Below are 15,335 nucleotides of genomic sequence, written 5' to 3'. Positions count from 1 at the left end.
GTTGTCTCCGGGATCGAAACGCATCCCGGAGACCACCTAAGGGGTGTAAACGTATCTCTCGACGCTAGCGCGTGAGGCTGGCCCCGTTGGACCGGATGACTTCGGCGTACCAGTCGAACGACTTCTTCTTGAAGCGGTCCAGGCTGCCGGTGCCGTCGTCGTTGCGGTCCACGTAGATGAAGCCGTACCGCTTGCTCATCTGCGCGGTGCTGGCGCTGACCAGGTCGATGCAGCCCCAGGGGGTGAAGCCCATGACGTCGACGCCGTCGGCAACGGCTTCGCCGACCTGCACGAGGTGGTCGTTCAGGTACGCGATCCGGTAGTCGTCGATGACGGTCTTGCGGCCGTCGACCTCGACGAGCTCGTCCTTGGCGCCGAGGCCGTTCTCCACGATGAAGAGCGGCTTCTGCCAGCGGTCCCAGAACTGGTTGAGCACGATGCGGAGGCCAACGGGGTCGATCTGCCAGCCCCATTCGGATGCCTTCAGGGTCGGGTTACGCACACCGGGGAACAGGTTGCCCGGGCCGGTGACGCGCTTGGACTCGTCGGCGGTGTCGGCCACGCTCACGTAGTAGCTGAACGAGACGAAGTCGACGGTGTTTTCCTTCAGCAGCGCCCGGTCCTCGGCGGTGATGACCAGGTCGACACCCTGGTCGCGCAGGCTCCGCAGGTAGTAGCCGGGGTATTCGCCGCGCACGTGGATGTCGCCGAAGGCGAGGTTGGTGCGCTCGGTGGTGAGCGATGCCATCACGTCGTCGGGGTCTGGCGTCAGCGGGTAGGTCGGCATCGCCAGGATCATGCAGCCGACCTGGGCGTTCGGGGCAAGCTCACGAGCGGCCTTGGTCGCCAGGGCGCTGGCAACCAGCTCGTTGTGCACCGCCTGGTAGAGGTCGGTCTTGGAGAGCTCCTCCTTGGGCGTGTTGATGCCGCCGGACATCAGCGGGGCGTGCAGCACGGAGTTGATCTCGTTGAAGGTGAGCCAGTACGTGACCCGGGCGCCGTAGCGGGCGAACAGCACCCGGGCGTAACGCTCGTAGAAGCCGATCAGGTCGCGGTTGACCCAGCCGTCGTAGGTGTCGGCGAGGTGCAGCGGCGTCTCGTAGTGCGAGATCGTGACGAGCGGCTCGATGCCGTGCTTCTCGCACTCGTCGATCACGCGGTCGTAGAACGCGAGGCCCTCCTCGTTGGGTTCGGTCTCGTCGCCGAGCGGGAAGATCCGGCTCCAGGCGATGGAGAAGCGGAAGGTCTTGAAGCCCATCTCGGCGAACAGGGCGATGTCTTCGGCGTAGCGGTGGTAGAAATCGATGGCCACCTGCTTGAGGTTGTCATCGGTCGGGCCGTCGGCACGCGGCGTGGTGATGCCCTGGGGCATGACGTCCTGGATCGACAGGCCCTTGCCGCCCTCGTTGTACGCGCCCTCGATCTGGTTCGCGGCAGTGGCGCCGCCCCAGAGGAAGTCAGCGGGGAAAATTGATGAGTTGGTCATTCGTGTACTCCTTTATTACGCACCGCGTGTGTGACGCAGTGCACGGGGTGGAGGAGCGGGCGGGCCGCCCCTCCACCGGGGCGTGCTGGGTGTGCTTTAAGCGAGGGACAATTCTTCTTCTTCGGCAATGGCGAGGAAGAGGGAATCGCCGTGCGCCACTGGGCCCGATGCGGGCGAGCCGATGGTGGGGTACTTCTTGGGGTTGGTGATGATCACCGGGGTGGTCACGTCGTAGCCGGCCGCGGTGATCGCGGCGATGTCGAACTCCACCAGGAGGTCACCGGCCTTGACCTGCTGGCCCTTCTCGACCTTGAGGGAGAAGTGCTTGCCACCGAGTTTGACGGTATCGATGCCGATGTGGATCAGAGCCTCCGCGCCATCGGCGTGCTGCAGGCCCACGGCGTGCCCGGTGGGGAACGCCGCGACGACGAGGGCGTCGAACGGGGCGTACAGGGCGCCGACGCGGGGAACGATCGCGACGCCCTTGCCCAGCGCGCCACCGGCGAACACGGCGTCGGGAACCTCGGTCAGCGGAACGGCGGTGCCGTCCAGCGGGCTGAGGACCTGGAGGTCGGTGCTCTCGATCGGGGCTGCGGTCTCGGCGACCGGGTCCTTGAAGCCGACGATGACGGTCAGGAGGAACGGCACGAGCACGGCGACGGCGAGTCCGAGCCACAGCATGACCAGGTTTCCGGTGCCGAGCAGCGCGGGGATGCCCAGGCCGGACGGAAGGACAAAGGCGTTGGCGGCGATGCCGCCGGCTGAGATGAGGCCACCACCGATGACACCACCGATGACGCCGTAGACGAACGGGCGCTTCAGCGGCAGGTTGACACCGTAGATGGCGGGTTCGGTGACACCGGCGAGGAAGCCGGACAACGCGGCGGGGGCGGCGAGGGACTTGAGGTTCTTGTCCTTGGTGCGCACCCAGACGCCGGTGACGGCAGCGGCCTGCGCCAGGACGGCCGCGAACAGCGGCGCGGTGAGGAAGATGAAGCCGCTGGTCTGAAGTTCAGCGGTCATCAGCGGCACGAAGCCCCAGTGCAGGCCGAAGATCACGAAGACCTGCCACAGGCCACCCATGATGGCGCCGCCGAGCCACGGCACGACGTCGAAGACCCAGCTGATGCCGCCGGCGAGGCCGCCGCTGATCAGGTTGGACAGCGGGCCGATGACGAGGAAGGTCAGCGGAACGAGGATGAGTACCAGGAGCATCGGGGTGACGAAGCGGCGGATGGCGGAGGGCAGCTTGGCGTAGAGCACCCGCTCGGCGTGGCTCTGCATCCAGACGATGACGATGATCGGGATGACGCTGGAGACGTAGCTGACCATCGTGACCGGGATGCCGAAGAAGGTGATGTCCGGTACGCCGTTGAGTGCCACGATCGACGGATACACGAAGGCACCCGCGATGGCGAGTGAGGTGAACTGGTCGGCCTTGAAGTACTTCGCGGCGGTGATCGCGAGCGCGAGCGGCAGGAAGTTGATGAACGCGTCGGAGAGCGCATTGAGGATCACGTAGGTGGTCGTGGTGTTGTCGAGCCAGCCGAAGGTGACCGCAGCGGCGAGGAACGCCTTGAGCAGGCCGGTGCCGGCCAGGGCCCAGAGCAGCGGGGTGAAGATCGCCGAGATCATCGCGATGAAGCGGTTCAGCAGGTTGCCCTTCGGGGCATCCGACGCCTTCTCGTTCGCGGACGGACCGGCGAGCTTGGAGATCTTGGCGATCTCGGCGAACACCTCGGGAACCTCGTTGCCGATGACGACCTGGTACTGGCCGCCGGCTTCTGCCGTGGCGATGACGCCGGCGGTGGCCTTCACTGCGGCCTTGTCGACCTTGGCGTCATCCTTGATCACAAAACGCAGCCTGGTCGCGCAGTGCACGAGCGAGGAGACATTCTCCTCGCCGCCTACGCCCTTGAGAACCGCAGCAGCGGTTTTGGAGTAATCCATCGTTCTGGTTCACCTTCCGCCGCGACATCGCGGCTTCTCTTTCGCAAATGGCAGCCGTTTTCGGGTTTTGGGCAAAAAAAAGACCTGAACTCCGTCACCGCTCATTGGCGGTTCGAGTTCAGGTTTTGCCTGCTTGCGCAGTAACAATCCGAAAAGCTACCACAGGTCGTCTTCGCCCTGCGTCGCTCACGCTATCACACCATCAGGACGTTCCGCCATCAACAACCTGGTTGGCCAGACGCTCGACGTGCACGATCACGTAGAGCAGTTCTTCGTCGGTGAGGTCGGAGCCGGTGGCTTCGCTGACGTAGAGCTTGACGTCGGCGGCGATGGCGTAGGAACGCGGGTAACTGCGCTTGGCGAACTCGAAGAACGACGTGTCGGAGCCGCGCAGCATCGACTGCGCCACGAGCCGTTGCAGGAGGAACTGGATGTGCAGGATGAACCGCGCGTAGTCCGGGCTCGCCGCGTCCAGCTGCACGCCCAGGCCTCTCTCGACCGTCGTGACGACGTGCTGAACCCGCCGGAACAGCAGCGCCGCGGTGCCGTTGGGCTCATCCCGGGTGGCATTCAGAATATGCATCGTGAGGAATACGGCCTCCTCTTCCGGGAGCTCGGCCTCCAGGCTGGCGCTGACCGATCGGGCCATGGCCGTCGCCGCGTCGAACTCCTGCGGGTGCAGCACGCGCAGTTCGGGCATCGCGGCACCCGGGATGCGGATGCCCTTCTGCATCCGCTCGAGCACGTACTGCACGTGGTCGATGATGGCCAACGGCAGGCGTCGCCCGAGGCTGCGGCCCAGGGTGCGCTCCGCCTCCTCGACCGCGGAGGTGACGGCCTCGATGACCGGGTACGGCACGGAGGCGAGCAGCTGGCGGGCATGGTCGGCGCCGCTGCCCTGCTCGAGGATGAAGGTCTTCTCCACCTTGGCGGGATCGATGCGGTCGGTGGGCTGCAGCTGGAAACCCAGCCCGCGACCCATCAGGACCCGTTCCTGGCCGCTCGCGTCGACGGAGATGACCACGTTGTTGTTGAGCACCTTGTGCGCCACCACCGCGGGGGTGCGCGCTCCCGTGGTGCGCGCCACGCTGCGGTCCGTCGTCATGGCCGCAGTTTACAGCTACGGATTTGGCGAAACTGTTGCCAATGCGGACATGTGGTCCCGGTGCGCCGGGTGCAATTGTCCGCAGCGGCAACAGTTGAGGCGGGGGGCTCAGCCGGCGACGTCGTGCAGGTGGTGGCTGGGGTCGTGGCTGAAGTACTGGGCCAGGGTGGTCACCGTGAAGCGGGCGCCGTCGCTGCGGCGGCCGGTGCGCTGCCGGTCGGCGGGCGGCACCGCGGCGAAATTGTCGGCGACGGATGCCGCGGCCGCGGCCAGCTCCGCAGCCACAACGCGCGGGTCCTGCTCGTTGTAGCGCTCGGCGACCGCCGTGGCGTCCTGGTCCCAGTTCGCGAAGAGGGGATCGTCCTCGCTGAGGATCAGGCCGAGCCTGGTGTCGAAGATGCGGAACACGTCGCGCACGTGGGCGGCGTACTCCAGGGCCGACCAGGTGTTCTCGTCGGGCCGCACCGCCACATCCGCCCGCGCGAGCACGGGCGCCCAGGCGGCCGCGTTCGCCCGCACGAGCGCGGGCACGTCGTCGTAGTCGAGGTCGGCGGCGGAGAATCCGCACTCGGCGCACGGGCGCTCGAGCACCCAGGTCCAGTCTTTGGTGTCGGGGGTGATCGGCATCCCCCCAGCGTAGGGATGCCCGCCGGCCCTGGCGCCGTGGCGACTGCCAATCCTCGGGCAACTCCTGCCACTCCCGGCGCCCCACCACCGGCAACTGGTCCCGATGCGGACAATTGGTCCCGGCGTACCGGGACCAGTTGTCCGCAGCGGGCACAGATGGCCTCGCGGAGGGCCGGGCGGGCGGCGGGCCGGGCGGACGGGCTAGGTGCCGGGCGCCAGGGACTCGTAGCGGCGCGGCTTGCCCTCGCCGAGGTCGAGCAGGGTCGGCACCGTGGTCACCGTCACCGGCCGCGCCAGCAACCGCCCGAGCGCCGCACCGATCTGCGCGGCATCGCCACCGACCACCGCGGCGGTCACGCTGCCGTCGGCGGCCTGGTGCACGGCCCAGCCCCTGGCACCGCCGGCCTGCAGCTGCTGGGTGAGGTCGACGCTGGGCACCAGGCTGCCGTCCAGGGCCAGGAACCGGGTGGCCTCGCGGCCCTCCAGATCGGCCAGCGCGGGCCGGCCGGCCACATCGACGAGCCGGCCGAAGTCGCCGGTGCGGTAGCGCACCAGCGGCAGCAGCGGGTTCTCCCCCGCGGTCACCACGATCTCCCCGCGCTGCCCCGCCGGCACCGGGCGGCCGGACGCATCGAGCACCTCGACGTGCACCCGGCGGTCCAGGATCACGAACGGTCCCCCGTCGGCGCTCACGGCGATGGGCCGGGTCTCGTGCAACCCGTAGACGTCGATCACCGGGCAGCCGTAGGCCCGCTCGAGGTCGCGGCGGAGGCCCAGGCTGAGCGCCATGGCCCCGCTGAACAGGGCGAGCGGCCGCAGGCCCGCCACCAGCTCGGGCTGCAGCAGCTCGGCCAGGCTGGTGGGGTTGCCGGTGATCACCTGCGGCTGCTGGTGAAGCAGAAATCCGGTGCGCTGCCCGGCGGCGGGCCACTGCGACGGGTGCAGGTTCAGCCTGGCCATCACGGCCTGACCAAAGCTGCTGATCACCGAGGTGTAGGTGAACGCCTGGCGCTGGTGCACCACGTAGGCCAGCGCCATCCGCCCGGGGTCGGGCCGCCAGTGGATGCCCTGCTCGGCCACCAGGCGCACGAGCAGGTGGAAGCTGCGGGCGACCTCCTCGATGTCGTCGGGAATCTGCAGCGCCCGCCCGGTGGTGCCGGAGCTGGAGCCCTCGATCATGCGGTCGAGGTCGGCATCCAGCGGTACGAAGGCCGAGACGTCGTCGAGCAGGTCGTCGCGGGTCACGGTGGGCCAGCTGGGCAGGTCGCCGAGCGTGTCGGCGACCCGGCGGTACGCGGGCAGCTTGCGCGCGGTGGCGAGGTGCCCGGCCAGCCAGTCGTCCACGGGCAGCGGGGTCCGGGCCCTGGCCACGCCGTCGGCGGTGAGCCGGTCCCCGGTGCGGTGCACCCAGGCCGGGGCGAGCGGATGCCGGGCCACGGCACCCAGCCGCGCGGCGCCGGCCTCGTCGAGGGTGGGCCAGCGCTCCGCGTCGGTCAGCGCCACCGCACCGCCCGCGGCGTACTCGGCCAGGGCCAGTGGGTCATCCGGGTCGGGCGACGGGGCGGCCGGTGCACACGGGTCACTCATTCGAGTACCGGGCGGCCGCCTCGCGGGCCCGGGCCTCCTGCAGCCGCTTGGTCACCTGCAACCGGTGTTCGTGATCGGCCATGGTCTGGGCCAGAGCCGTGTTCTGCTGCAGGGAATCGCGCATGGCCAGGATCGACCTGGCGGTGGCCTCGTCTTCGCCGGCCGGCAGGTGACCCGACCAGAGCAGGAAGGTGCGGGCCGCTTCGTCTCGCCGGTCGGCATCCCGCACCCACTCGGCCGGGTCGACGACCGCAGCCAACCTGAACGAGAGCGCGGCGATGGCTCGGCCGTACCAGACCGGGCTCAGGGGCACCGACAGCGGCCCGTTCAGGTCGTCGCTGGCCCAGAGCCACAGCACCAGGGCGGCGCCTCGGCGGGCGGCACGGGACCCGGTGCCCCGCACCTGGTCCACAATCAGGAGGACCTCCTGCCGTCGTCGGTCCGGTGGCGTCGTTCCAGATGCGCCGTATTCTGTTTCGAGAATATTCTCGGCGAGCTGCAGAACGTCCACGTCGTCGGCGAGAAATGCGGCCGGAACCAGGGACAGCCGGGTGGCGATTTCGGCGGTACTCGCACCGGGCAGGCACGTGCGCCAGACGATGACGTCGTCTTGCTCGCGGGCGAACCAGATATCAAGAAGGGCCTCGGAGTCGACGATGTTCGTGGCGGCCGGTTCCGGCGCGGCCGCGGGCCGGGGCACGCGGTCGGCGGGCGGGGAGAACGGCGTGGTGTTCGTCGCGGTTTCGTTGCGGTCCGGTTCCCTGAGCCCGGCCGAGTTGGTCAGCCGGCGCCAGAACGGCACGGGTCCCTCAGCCACGGAAACCTCCTGATGTTCGCCTGACGCCGCTCGGCTCGCTCTGCGTCAGTCGCCGGGCGAGCCGGGCGCAGGCGGCCGGGGCGTCGTCCATCCGTTGGATGTACTCCACGTCATAGCCGGCCGCGGCGGCGGGCTCCGTGATGGAGCGGCGCGGATCCTGCAGGATCAGGGTGGCCGTGTCGAGACCCCGGCGCACCCGCGCCGCAACGTCGGCATATTGCGGCTGACCCGCGCCGAACATCGACAGCAGGCCCTCGTCGGAGAGCACCACCACGTGCCGGCGCACGCTCGCGCTGGTGCGCCCGAGCCCGGCATAGCGGGTGCCGTACAGGTCGAGGGGAAAGACGGTGCCGCCGCCGAAGTAGTAGGTGAGGTCGCGCAGCGCCTCGAGGCGGTCGCGGGTGAACCTGTGGCCGCCGGCGACCTGCCCGGCCGCCGCGAACGAGGTCACCCGCACCCGGCCGCCACCCCGCAGCACCGAGAGGATGAGGATGGTGCCGGCCAGCACGGCCGGGGACTCGCGTGCCGGGCTCACCATGGACCCCGAGGAGTCGATGTAGAGGTCGAGGTCGAGGCTCACCGAGGCCACCGGCGGCACATCGGGCAGGTACTCGCGGCGGCGGGTCGTCACCCCGGGCACGATGGTGGGGCTCCGCGCCATCGACGCCGCCCAGTCGATGTCGGCCAGGTCGTCGCCCAGCTCCCACGATTCCAGCGGTCCCGGGATCTCGGTGTCGGTCGGCGGCGCTGTCGTGGACCGCTGCAGCAGCGGGCGCACGAAGTGTCGCGCCCGGGTCTGGTACCAGGCGGCGATCACATCGTTGGCGGCGCTGGCGCGGTACAGCTCGAGGGTTTTGGCCAGGCCGTACCCCTGCCCGGTCGACGTCGTGGGCGACCCCATCGAGGTGTCCGAGGTATCCGACATCCCGTGGGTGGTCGCCGGTGCCACCAGGCCGCGGGCCTTGGCCACCGCCGGATGCTCCGGGCTTTCCTGTAGGCGGGCGTCCCCGAGCACGGCCACGAGCTCACCGGCGGTCGCCGGGCCCGCCCCGGTCTCCCCGTCGCAGAGTCCGGCGGGTGCCCCCCGCTTGTTCGCATCCTGTTGCCCCACCAGGTACGGCGCCAGCAGCATCCCGAACCGCAGCGCGCCGCTGACCGGGTCGTCGCCGAAGGTGCGCACCGTTTCGGCCAGCAGTCCGGCGTCCAGGCGGGGGTTGGTCAGCGCCAGGGCGTCGAACTCGCGCTGCACCTCGGCGGCCGCGTCCTGCGCGAGGAAGTCCGCTTCCCGCTCGGCGACCTTCTGCTTGGGCTTGGTGGCCCGCATATTCTCGAGCACGGACTTGCGGTACTGCGCCGTCGACTGCGCCTCCCGACGGCGGCGCTTCTCCTCGGTCGGGTCCACCGGCGCGGCGGGCGGCTCGGCCGGGCAGAGTGCGCCGGCCGGGAGCCCCCAGAGCACCTCGTAGGCGCGCAGAACCACCCACCAGAGGGTGTCGCCGATGCCGTTGCCGCCCAGTACCGTCCACATCCGCACCATTTCGGGCGGCGCGGCGGGGCCGTCCCTGCGGCGCTGCGCCTCGGCCACCCGCACGTTGATGAGCATGTCCGACCACAGGTTCGAGAGCCTGTGCACCTCGTCCTGCACGTTCGGGATGCGGGTGGCGTCGGTGGCCGCCAGCGCCCGCGCGATCTGGTGCTGGATTTTCAGGCTCGTCAGCCGGGTCGACGGCGAGAGGGCGTGGTGGCCGATCTCGTGCGCGAAGATGCTCTCCAGAAAGTCGCCGACGCCCAGCCGGTCGGCCAATGGAAGGTCGAAGCTCACCTGGGGCGGGAAGGTGAACCAGGCGAACGACGGCGCCTTGGCGTGCGGCACGAGCTCGGGGTCGTGCAGCTCGACGCCCCAGAGCGCCTGGGCGCCCCGCCAGGCCGCGCGCTGCTCAGGGGTCAGCCGCGGGCCGGCCGCCACCGGGGTCACCGGCCGTCCTCCGGCATCCACAGCTGCGCGGTGTAGGCGCGCACGGTCAGCACCGCGCCACCCGCACCGGCCTCGGCCAGCCCGTGGGCCGTGTCGCCGGCCGCCAGCCAGCGCGCCTCGGCGCCGGCGGTCTCGGTCTCGGCCTCGTCTGCCGGGAGCCGCACGAGGGTGTGCCCGAAGACATCCGCGGTGAGCTGCCATTCCTCGGCCCCAGCGCCCGCCGTGCCGGTGCGGATGAGGAACGTGCCGGGTCGGTCACCGGCCAGAGCCGCCGCCGGGGGTGCCAGCCACGGGCCGTACAGGCCCCGGAAACCGCCGATCACGGCCAGGAGCTCGCCGGGGGCGTGCAGGCCCGGCCACCCGAAGCGCGAGGTCCGCTGCAGCTGGGTGAACGGGGCGACACCGCCCTCGCCCAGCCCCAACGCGGCGGCGACGGCGCTGAGCGGGGTGCTGCCGCCGGCCAGGGCCAGGTCGAGGCGACGCAGCGCATCCGTGCGAAATGCCAGGGCCCCGGCCCGCCAGGCGGCCAGGGCCGCGAGGGTGAGCAGGTCGTCCCGGCCGGCGCGGGGCTGGGCCGCGAGGGCCCGGCCGATGAAGTGCCGGTAGCGGGCGCCGGCCGCTGCGCCGTGCCGCTCCTGAATGCGGGTCGCCGAGAGGGCGAGGTTCACCGAAGTCTCGGGCAGCGGCTCGTCGGTGAGCACCAGTGACTCGTTCACCAGGTGCCGGGGGTGCTGGGTCACCCGCTGAACCCCAACCAGCTGACGTAGTTGGTGTAGCGCTGGTGCAGGTACTTCAGGGCGAGCAGGTCGTCGAAGTGCCGGCCGTACAGCTTGCCCTGCTTGGCGATCGTCGAGATGAGCGATTCGATGGCGGTGAGCCGCTGGGCGGCCTGCGCCGAGGTGACGCCATCCAGGCCCTGGTTGAACAGGTCGAGGGCGGCGCTGATCGGGTCGTGGTTGTCCAGGCCGAGGGCGGTGAACTGCCGGCGGGACTCGGCGAAGAGGTCGGCCAGCCAGCTGATCGAGTCGGTGGCCAGCTCCCGGTCGGCGCCCACGTCGAAGCGGGGGTGCAGTTCGTTGGGCAGCAGCTTGCCGCGCAGCGCAAACGGCAGCACCGCGGCCAGGTCGTCGAGGCCCACCACGGGCCGACCCCGGAAGTAGGCCATCGCCTTGGCGTAGCGGATCAGGGTCTGCAGCGACCGCACCGAGAGGCTGTTGCTGGTCTGGGAGCCGAGGTCGACCTGCAGGTCGGCACCGGAATTGGCCTCGATCACCTCGGCCGCCTCGCCGCCACCGGTGCGCACGGTGTCTTTGGTGCGGTACTCGAACCGGCGGCCGCCCTGCTGCACGAACTCGAAGTGGCTGGCGAAGAACTCCAGCTGGCGGCGCACGGCACCGGGCAGCGGCACGGCGCGGATGGCCGCCTCGAGCAGCCGCTGTTCGTCGGCGTCGAAGACGAGCTCGGCGGGCAGGTGGTCCTCGGGCCGTTCGCCGGCCTCGACCCTGGCCACGAGTTCGTCGAAGAACCGGTTGTTGAAGCCCTGCGCCGCGACGGTCACGTCCATCCGGTCGCGGAGCGCCTGGATCACCGGGAAGGTGCCGCCGCCGGCGTCGTCGTTGGCGGTGAAGAACCAGCTCTCCACGCCCGATTCTGGCGCGGTCGAGTGCATCTGGTCGTGGCTTTCCACGTACCCCTCGGCCACCATGGTGAGCAGCGCCGACTGGGTTTTGGTGGGGATGCGGTTGTACTCGTCGATGATCTTCACCGGCCGGGTGAGCCAGCTGCGCCAGGCGATCTCGATCTCGGCCAGGCTGCCGGCGGTCACTAGGTCGCGGGGCAGCGGCATCCCGACCAGGTCGCTGACGGTGACCTGCGGTTGGCCCTGCTGCACGTTGCGGCGCACCTCGCGGGCGCTCGACCCGGCGAGCACGCCCATCAGGATCGCCAGGGTGGTCTTGCCGCGGCCGGGCCCGCCGACGAGCAGGCACTTGCCGCCCACCGCGAAGGTGAGCAGCGGCAGCAGCACGTTCGACGAGTAGGACTGGTCGGTGGGCAGGTGCAGTTCGGCGCCGGCGTCGCCGAGGGTGAACGTGACCGGTGACCCGGTGGAGAACTCGACGTCGTAGAACGGCGAGATCACGGCCCGGTTCACCAGCCAGAAGTAGGCCTGGCGGAGCTTCTCGTCCAGCGCCGTGTCGGCCACCGCCGGGGCCTCGGTGAAGAGGTCCTCCGCGGTCAGCTCCTCGGCCAGTGTGGCGGCGTTAGCGCGCGTCGGTGATTCGGATACCTTGTTCCAACGATTCCCCAGCCCCATGGTTTTCAGCCTATCGGGCGGGCCCGGCCGGATCGGCGAGCGCCAGTGCCGCCTGCTGCTCCAGCGGCAGCGCAAAGTGGAAGGCGTCGGCGAGCATCCGGTCGATGGCCGCGGCCGACTGGGCGACCCGCTCGGGCACCGACCCGGTCACCTCCAGCCACGGCACCGCCTGGCCGGCCAGGGTCTCGCGGAAGCGCCGCTGCATGGCGTGCCGGATGTGCTCCCCGTCGCGCATGCCGTCTTGCACGAACGGGATCTCGTCGCCGGTGAGCAGGTAGAGGGCGGGCGGATGCGCCGCGGCGCGCGCCCGCAGCGCGGCCGGGGTGGGCGCCACGTAGCGTTCGTGCCACAGGGTGGTGGCGAGCACGTCGGTGTCGCAGATCAGCAGCGGCCGCGGCACCCGGCGCCGGTACTCGTTCTCCCAGCCGATCTGCCGGTCCACGATGAGGTCGAACTCGTCGCTTCGCCACGGGGTCTCCAGCCCGCCCGCCCGGGTTTCGCTGTGTTCCCGGCCGTATTCGGGCACCCACAGGGTGTCGTAGTGCTCGGCGAGGGCCTCGGCGAGGGTGGTGGAGCCGGTCGATTCGGCGCCGAGCACCACCACGCGGGGGGTCAGCCAGGCGCGCACGGCGGGGGCCAGCGCCCACCAGTGCCCCGGCACATCCGCCCGGATCGCGGTGCCCGACACCGGGGTGTGCCGACGATGGGGGTCGACCTGCACCCATTCGGCGCCCAGGCGCAGGGCGAGTTCGGCGCCGTAGCCGTCGCTGGAGAAGACGGCGTCAACCGGGGCGTCGAGCAGGGCCCGGATCGGCACCATGTGCTCCTCCCAGGCGTCGGCGGAGTCGAAGTCCACCGGGGCGTCGTCGATGGCGCACCTGATGCGGGCGGTGGGGTGCTCCTCGCGGAGCCACTGTTCGCGCACGCTCAGGGGAATGGACTCCTGGCTGGCGCCGAGCAACTGCACGGTGACAGCGTCGCAACGGGCCAGTGCCGTGCGGATCAGGGCCGAGTGCCCGGCGTGCAGCGGGTAGAACTTGCCGAGCACCAGGCCGTGCCGAAAGCGGGCCGGCGACGCGGCGGCATTAGGCACCGCGGCAGGCACCGCAGCAGGCGCGGGAGTCGGCACGGGTCAACCGCCGGCCGGGCCGGCCGGCACCGGCTCGCGGGGCGCGACGGCTTCGGTGTCGCTGCCCTGCCGCGCCCTGGCCCGCATCCAGCCGCGCAGCCCGAAGACGCAGAGCCCGATGAAGAGCAGGTAGAGCGCCGCGGTGATGTTCAGCCCCTTGTAGAGGAACAGTCCCACGTAGGCCACGTCGACGGCGATCCAGACGAACCAGTTCTCCAGCCAGCGCCGGTTGAGCATGTACTGCGCGACCAGGCTCACCGCCGTGGTGGCGGCATCGGCGATCTCGGTGGTGGAGTCGGTGTAGCTGTGCAGGGCGTAGGCGATGATCGCGGTGCCGGCCACCGCGGCCAGGGCCAGCGGGCCGATCGCGCGCCGCGGCATCCGGGTGATCAGGGCGCGGGAGTCGGCGGCCCGGTGCCGCGACCAGCCGTACCAGCCCATCACCCCGAGCACGAGGTAGACGATCTGCAGGCCCAGGTCGGCGTAGAGGGCGGCACCGAAGAACAGCACGATGAAGACCAGGTTGTTCGCGATGCCGAGCGGGAAGTTCCAGATGTTGCGGCGAGCGGCCAGGAACACGCACGCGGCCCCGGTTCCGAATCCCAAAACCTCGGTCCAGTTGTCGATCAGCCATTCCCCCATGCTCCCCATCCTAAAAGACCCACAACTGTTGCCCGTGCGGACAAGTGCACCCGGTGTACCGGATGCAATTGTCCGATTCGGGAACATAACCGGCGCATTCTGGTTGAAGCATGGGTACCTCATAGTGGGGTCGCACCAGTGCCCGTTCGTTAGGACCCCGATGACCGACTCCACCACCGCCACCAGCACCGCTCCCGGCCCCGCAGCCGGCCCCGCAGCATCCAGCGCCGCCCCCCACAGCGCCGCCCCGACCGGCAACACCCCGGATGCCGCGGGCACCAAACTCGTCATCTCGCTGCTGCTGGTCTCGGCGTTCGTCGTGATCCTCAACGAAACCATCATGGGTGTGGCCTTGCCGCACCTGATGAAGGACCTGAACATCACGGCCGGCGCCGCGCAGTGGTTGACCACCGCGTTCATGCTCACCATGGCCGTGGTGATCCCCATCACCGGCTTCCTGCTGCAGCGGTTCAACACCCGCCCGGTGTTCCTGGCCGCGATGACCCTGTTCAGCATCGGCACCCTCATCGCCGCGATCGCACCGGGCTTCGCCGTGCTGATCGTGGGCCGGGTGGTGCAGGCTTCCGGCACCGCCATCATGATGCCGCTGCTGATGACCACCGTGATGACCCTGGTGGCCCCGGCCGCCCGCGGCAAGACCATGGGCAACATCTCTATCGTCATCTCGGTCGCCCCGGCGATCGGCCCCACCATCTCCGGCCTGATCCTCAGTGTGCTCGACTGGCGCTGGATGTTCATCCTGGTGCTGCCGATCGCGCTGGGCTCCCTCGCGCTGGGCGCCGCGCGCATCAAGAATGTGACCACGCCCACCCGGGTGCCCCTCGACATCGTCTCGGTGATCCTGTCGGCGTTCGGCTTCGGTGGCCTGGTCTACGGCCTGAGCAACCTCGGCGAGTCGGCCACGGGCAGCGCCGCCGCCGGCCTGGTGCCGCTGGGTATCGGCGTCGTGGCGATCGCCCTGTTCGTCTGGCGTCAGATCGCGCTGCAGCGCACCGACCGGGCCCTGCTCGACCTGCGCACCTTCGTCTCACGCACCTTCAGCGTCGCCATCGTGATGCTCGCCGTGAGCATGATGGCCCTGTTCGGCACCCTGATCCTGCTGCCCATCTACATGCAGACCGTGCTGGGCCTGGATGCCCTCACCACCGGTCTGCTGCTGCTGCCGGGAGGCCTCACGATGGGCCTGCTCTCCCCGTTCGTCGGCCGGTTCTACGACCGGTTCGGTCCCACGGTGCTTCTCGTGCCCGGTTCGATCATCGTCAGCGGCGCGTTCTGGTTCCTCACCATGCTCACCGCCACGACGCCGTTCTGGTGGGTGCTCGTCGCCCACGTGGCGCTCAGCTTCGGCCTGGCTTTTCTCTTCACCCCGCTGTTCACCTCCGCGCTCGGCGCCCTGCGGCCGCGGCTGTACTCCCACGGCAGCGCCATCGTCGGCACCGCACAGCAGCTGGCCGGGGCGGCGGGCACGGCGTTGTTCGTCACGGTGATGTCCTCCACGGCGGCGACGCAGGTGGCCAACGGCGCCGGCGAGGTCGCCGCAACCGCGGCCGGCACCCAGAACGCGTTCCTCTACGGTGCGATCATCTCGCTCTTCGCGATCCCGCTTGCGTTCTTCATCCGCCGGCCGGCCCCGTCGGTCAGCGACGGGCACGATGCGCCGATGATGGCGCACTGACCGAAAG

Annotated in this window: 12 protein-coding genes; 1 reads left to right on the top strand and 11 read right to left on the bottom strand. The window is 70.0% G+C overall.

Annotation, left to right across the window (positions count from 1 at the left end; genetic code table 11):
* Positions 1-64: 64 nt before the first annotated feature.
* The 11 genes from ACEN2M_RS07555 to pnuC form a co-directional block, all read right to left on the bottom strand.
* Positions 65-1,486 (bottom strand): glycoside hydrolase family 1 protein, encoded by a 1,422-nt coding sequence (locus tag ACEN2M_RS07555; protein ID WP_441647494.1) that lies wholly within the window; start codon positions 1,484-1,486, stop codon positions 65-67.
* Positions 1,487-1,582: 96 nt separating this feature from the next.
* Positions 1,583-3,436 carry a beta-glucoside-specific PTS transporter subunit IIABC gene (locus ACEN2M_RS07550; RefSeq protein ID WP_441647493.1) on the bottom strand — a complete coding sequence of 618 codons (1,854 nt, stop codon included), beginning with the start codon at positions 3,434-3,436 and terminating at the stop codon, positions 1,583-1,585.
* Positions 3,437-3,638: 202 nt separating this feature from the next.
* On the bottom strand, positions 3,639-4,541 hold the full coding sequence (locus tag ACEN2M_RS07545) for a PRD domain-containing protein (protein WP_441647492.1): 903 nt from the start codon (positions 4,539-4,541) through the stop codon (positions 3,639-3,641).
* Between the two features lie 108 nt (positions 4,542-4,649).
* On the bottom strand, positions 4,650-5,168 hold the full coding sequence (locus tag ACEN2M_RS07540) for a DinB family protein (RefSeq protein ID WP_441647491.1): 519 nt from the start codon (positions 5,166-5,168) through the stop codon (positions 4,650-4,652).
* A gap of 201 nt (positions 5,169-5,369) precedes the next feature.
* On the bottom strand, positions 5,370-6,755 hold the full coding sequence (locus tag ACEN2M_RS07535) for an AMP-binding protein (RefSeq protein ID WP_441647490.1): 1,386 nt from the start codon (positions 6,753-6,755) through the stop codon (positions 5,370-5,372).
* The gene (locus ACEN2M_RS07530; RefSeq protein WP_441647489.1) at positions 6,748-7,572 is read right to left on the bottom strand and encodes a phosphohydrolase; all 825 of its coding nucleotides are present in this window, start codon (positions 7,570-7,572) and stop codon (positions 6,748-6,750) included. Before ACEN2M_RS07530 ends, ACEN2M_RS07535 begins: the two co-directional genes overlap by 8 nt.
* Complete coding sequence (locus ACEN2M_RS07525; RefSeq protein WP_441647488.1) at positions 7,565-9,547, bottom strand: VWA domain-containing protein; 1,983 nt, start codon at positions 9,545-9,547, stop codon at positions 7,565-7,567. The genes ACEN2M_RS07530 and ACEN2M_RS07525 overlap by 8 nt, the downstream gene beginning before the upstream one ends.
* Complete coding sequence (locus ACEN2M_RS07520; protein ID WP_441647487.1) at positions 9,544-10,287, bottom strand: hypothetical protein; 744 nt, start codon at positions 10,285-10,287, stop codon at positions 9,544-9,546. The genes ACEN2M_RS07525 and ACEN2M_RS07520 overlap by 4 nt, the downstream gene beginning before the upstream one ends.
* Positions 10,284-11,861 (bottom strand): AAA family ATPase, encoded by a 1,578-nt coding sequence (locus ACEN2M_RS07515; RefSeq protein ID WP_441647486.1) that lies wholly within the window; start codon positions 11,859-11,861, stop codon positions 10,284-10,286. The genes ACEN2M_RS07520 and ACEN2M_RS07515 overlap by 4 nt, the downstream gene beginning before the upstream one ends.
* Positions 11,862-11,871: 10 nt before the next feature.
* Complete coding sequence (locus tag ACEN2M_RS07510; RefSeq protein ID WP_441647485.1) at positions 11,872-12,954, bottom strand: AAA family ATPase; 1,083 nt, start codon at positions 12,952-12,954, stop codon at positions 11,872-11,874.
* A 39-nt stretch (positions 12,955-12,993) separates the two neighbouring features.
* Entirely contained in the window at positions 12,994-13,632 is a 639-nt protein-coding gene (gene pnuC, locus ACEN2M_RS07505) for a nicotinamide riboside transporter PnuC (RefSeq protein WP_441647484.1), read from the bottom strand.
* A gap of 160 nt (positions 13,633-13,792) precedes the next feature.
* Here pnuC and ACEN2M_RS07500 point away from each other — a divergent pair, with 160 nt between their 5' ends.
* Positions 13,793-15,328, top strand: a complete 1,536-nt coding sequence (locus ACEN2M_RS07500; protein ID WP_441647483.1) for a DHA2 family efflux MFS transporter permease subunit — start codon at positions 13,793-13,795, stop codon at positions 15,326-15,328.
* The last annotated feature ends 7 nt before the right edge of the window (positions 15,329-15,335 follow it).

This window comes from Cryobacterium sp. W22_MBD10_FK3 (assembly GCF_052113745.1).
In the GTDB taxonomy this organism is placed as follows: Bacteria; Actinomycetota; Actinomycetes; order Actinomycetales; family Microbacteriaceae; genus Cryobacterium.
Note: the sequence above shows the minus strand (reverse complement) of the source record. Positions and strands in the feature narration are given on the sequence as shown.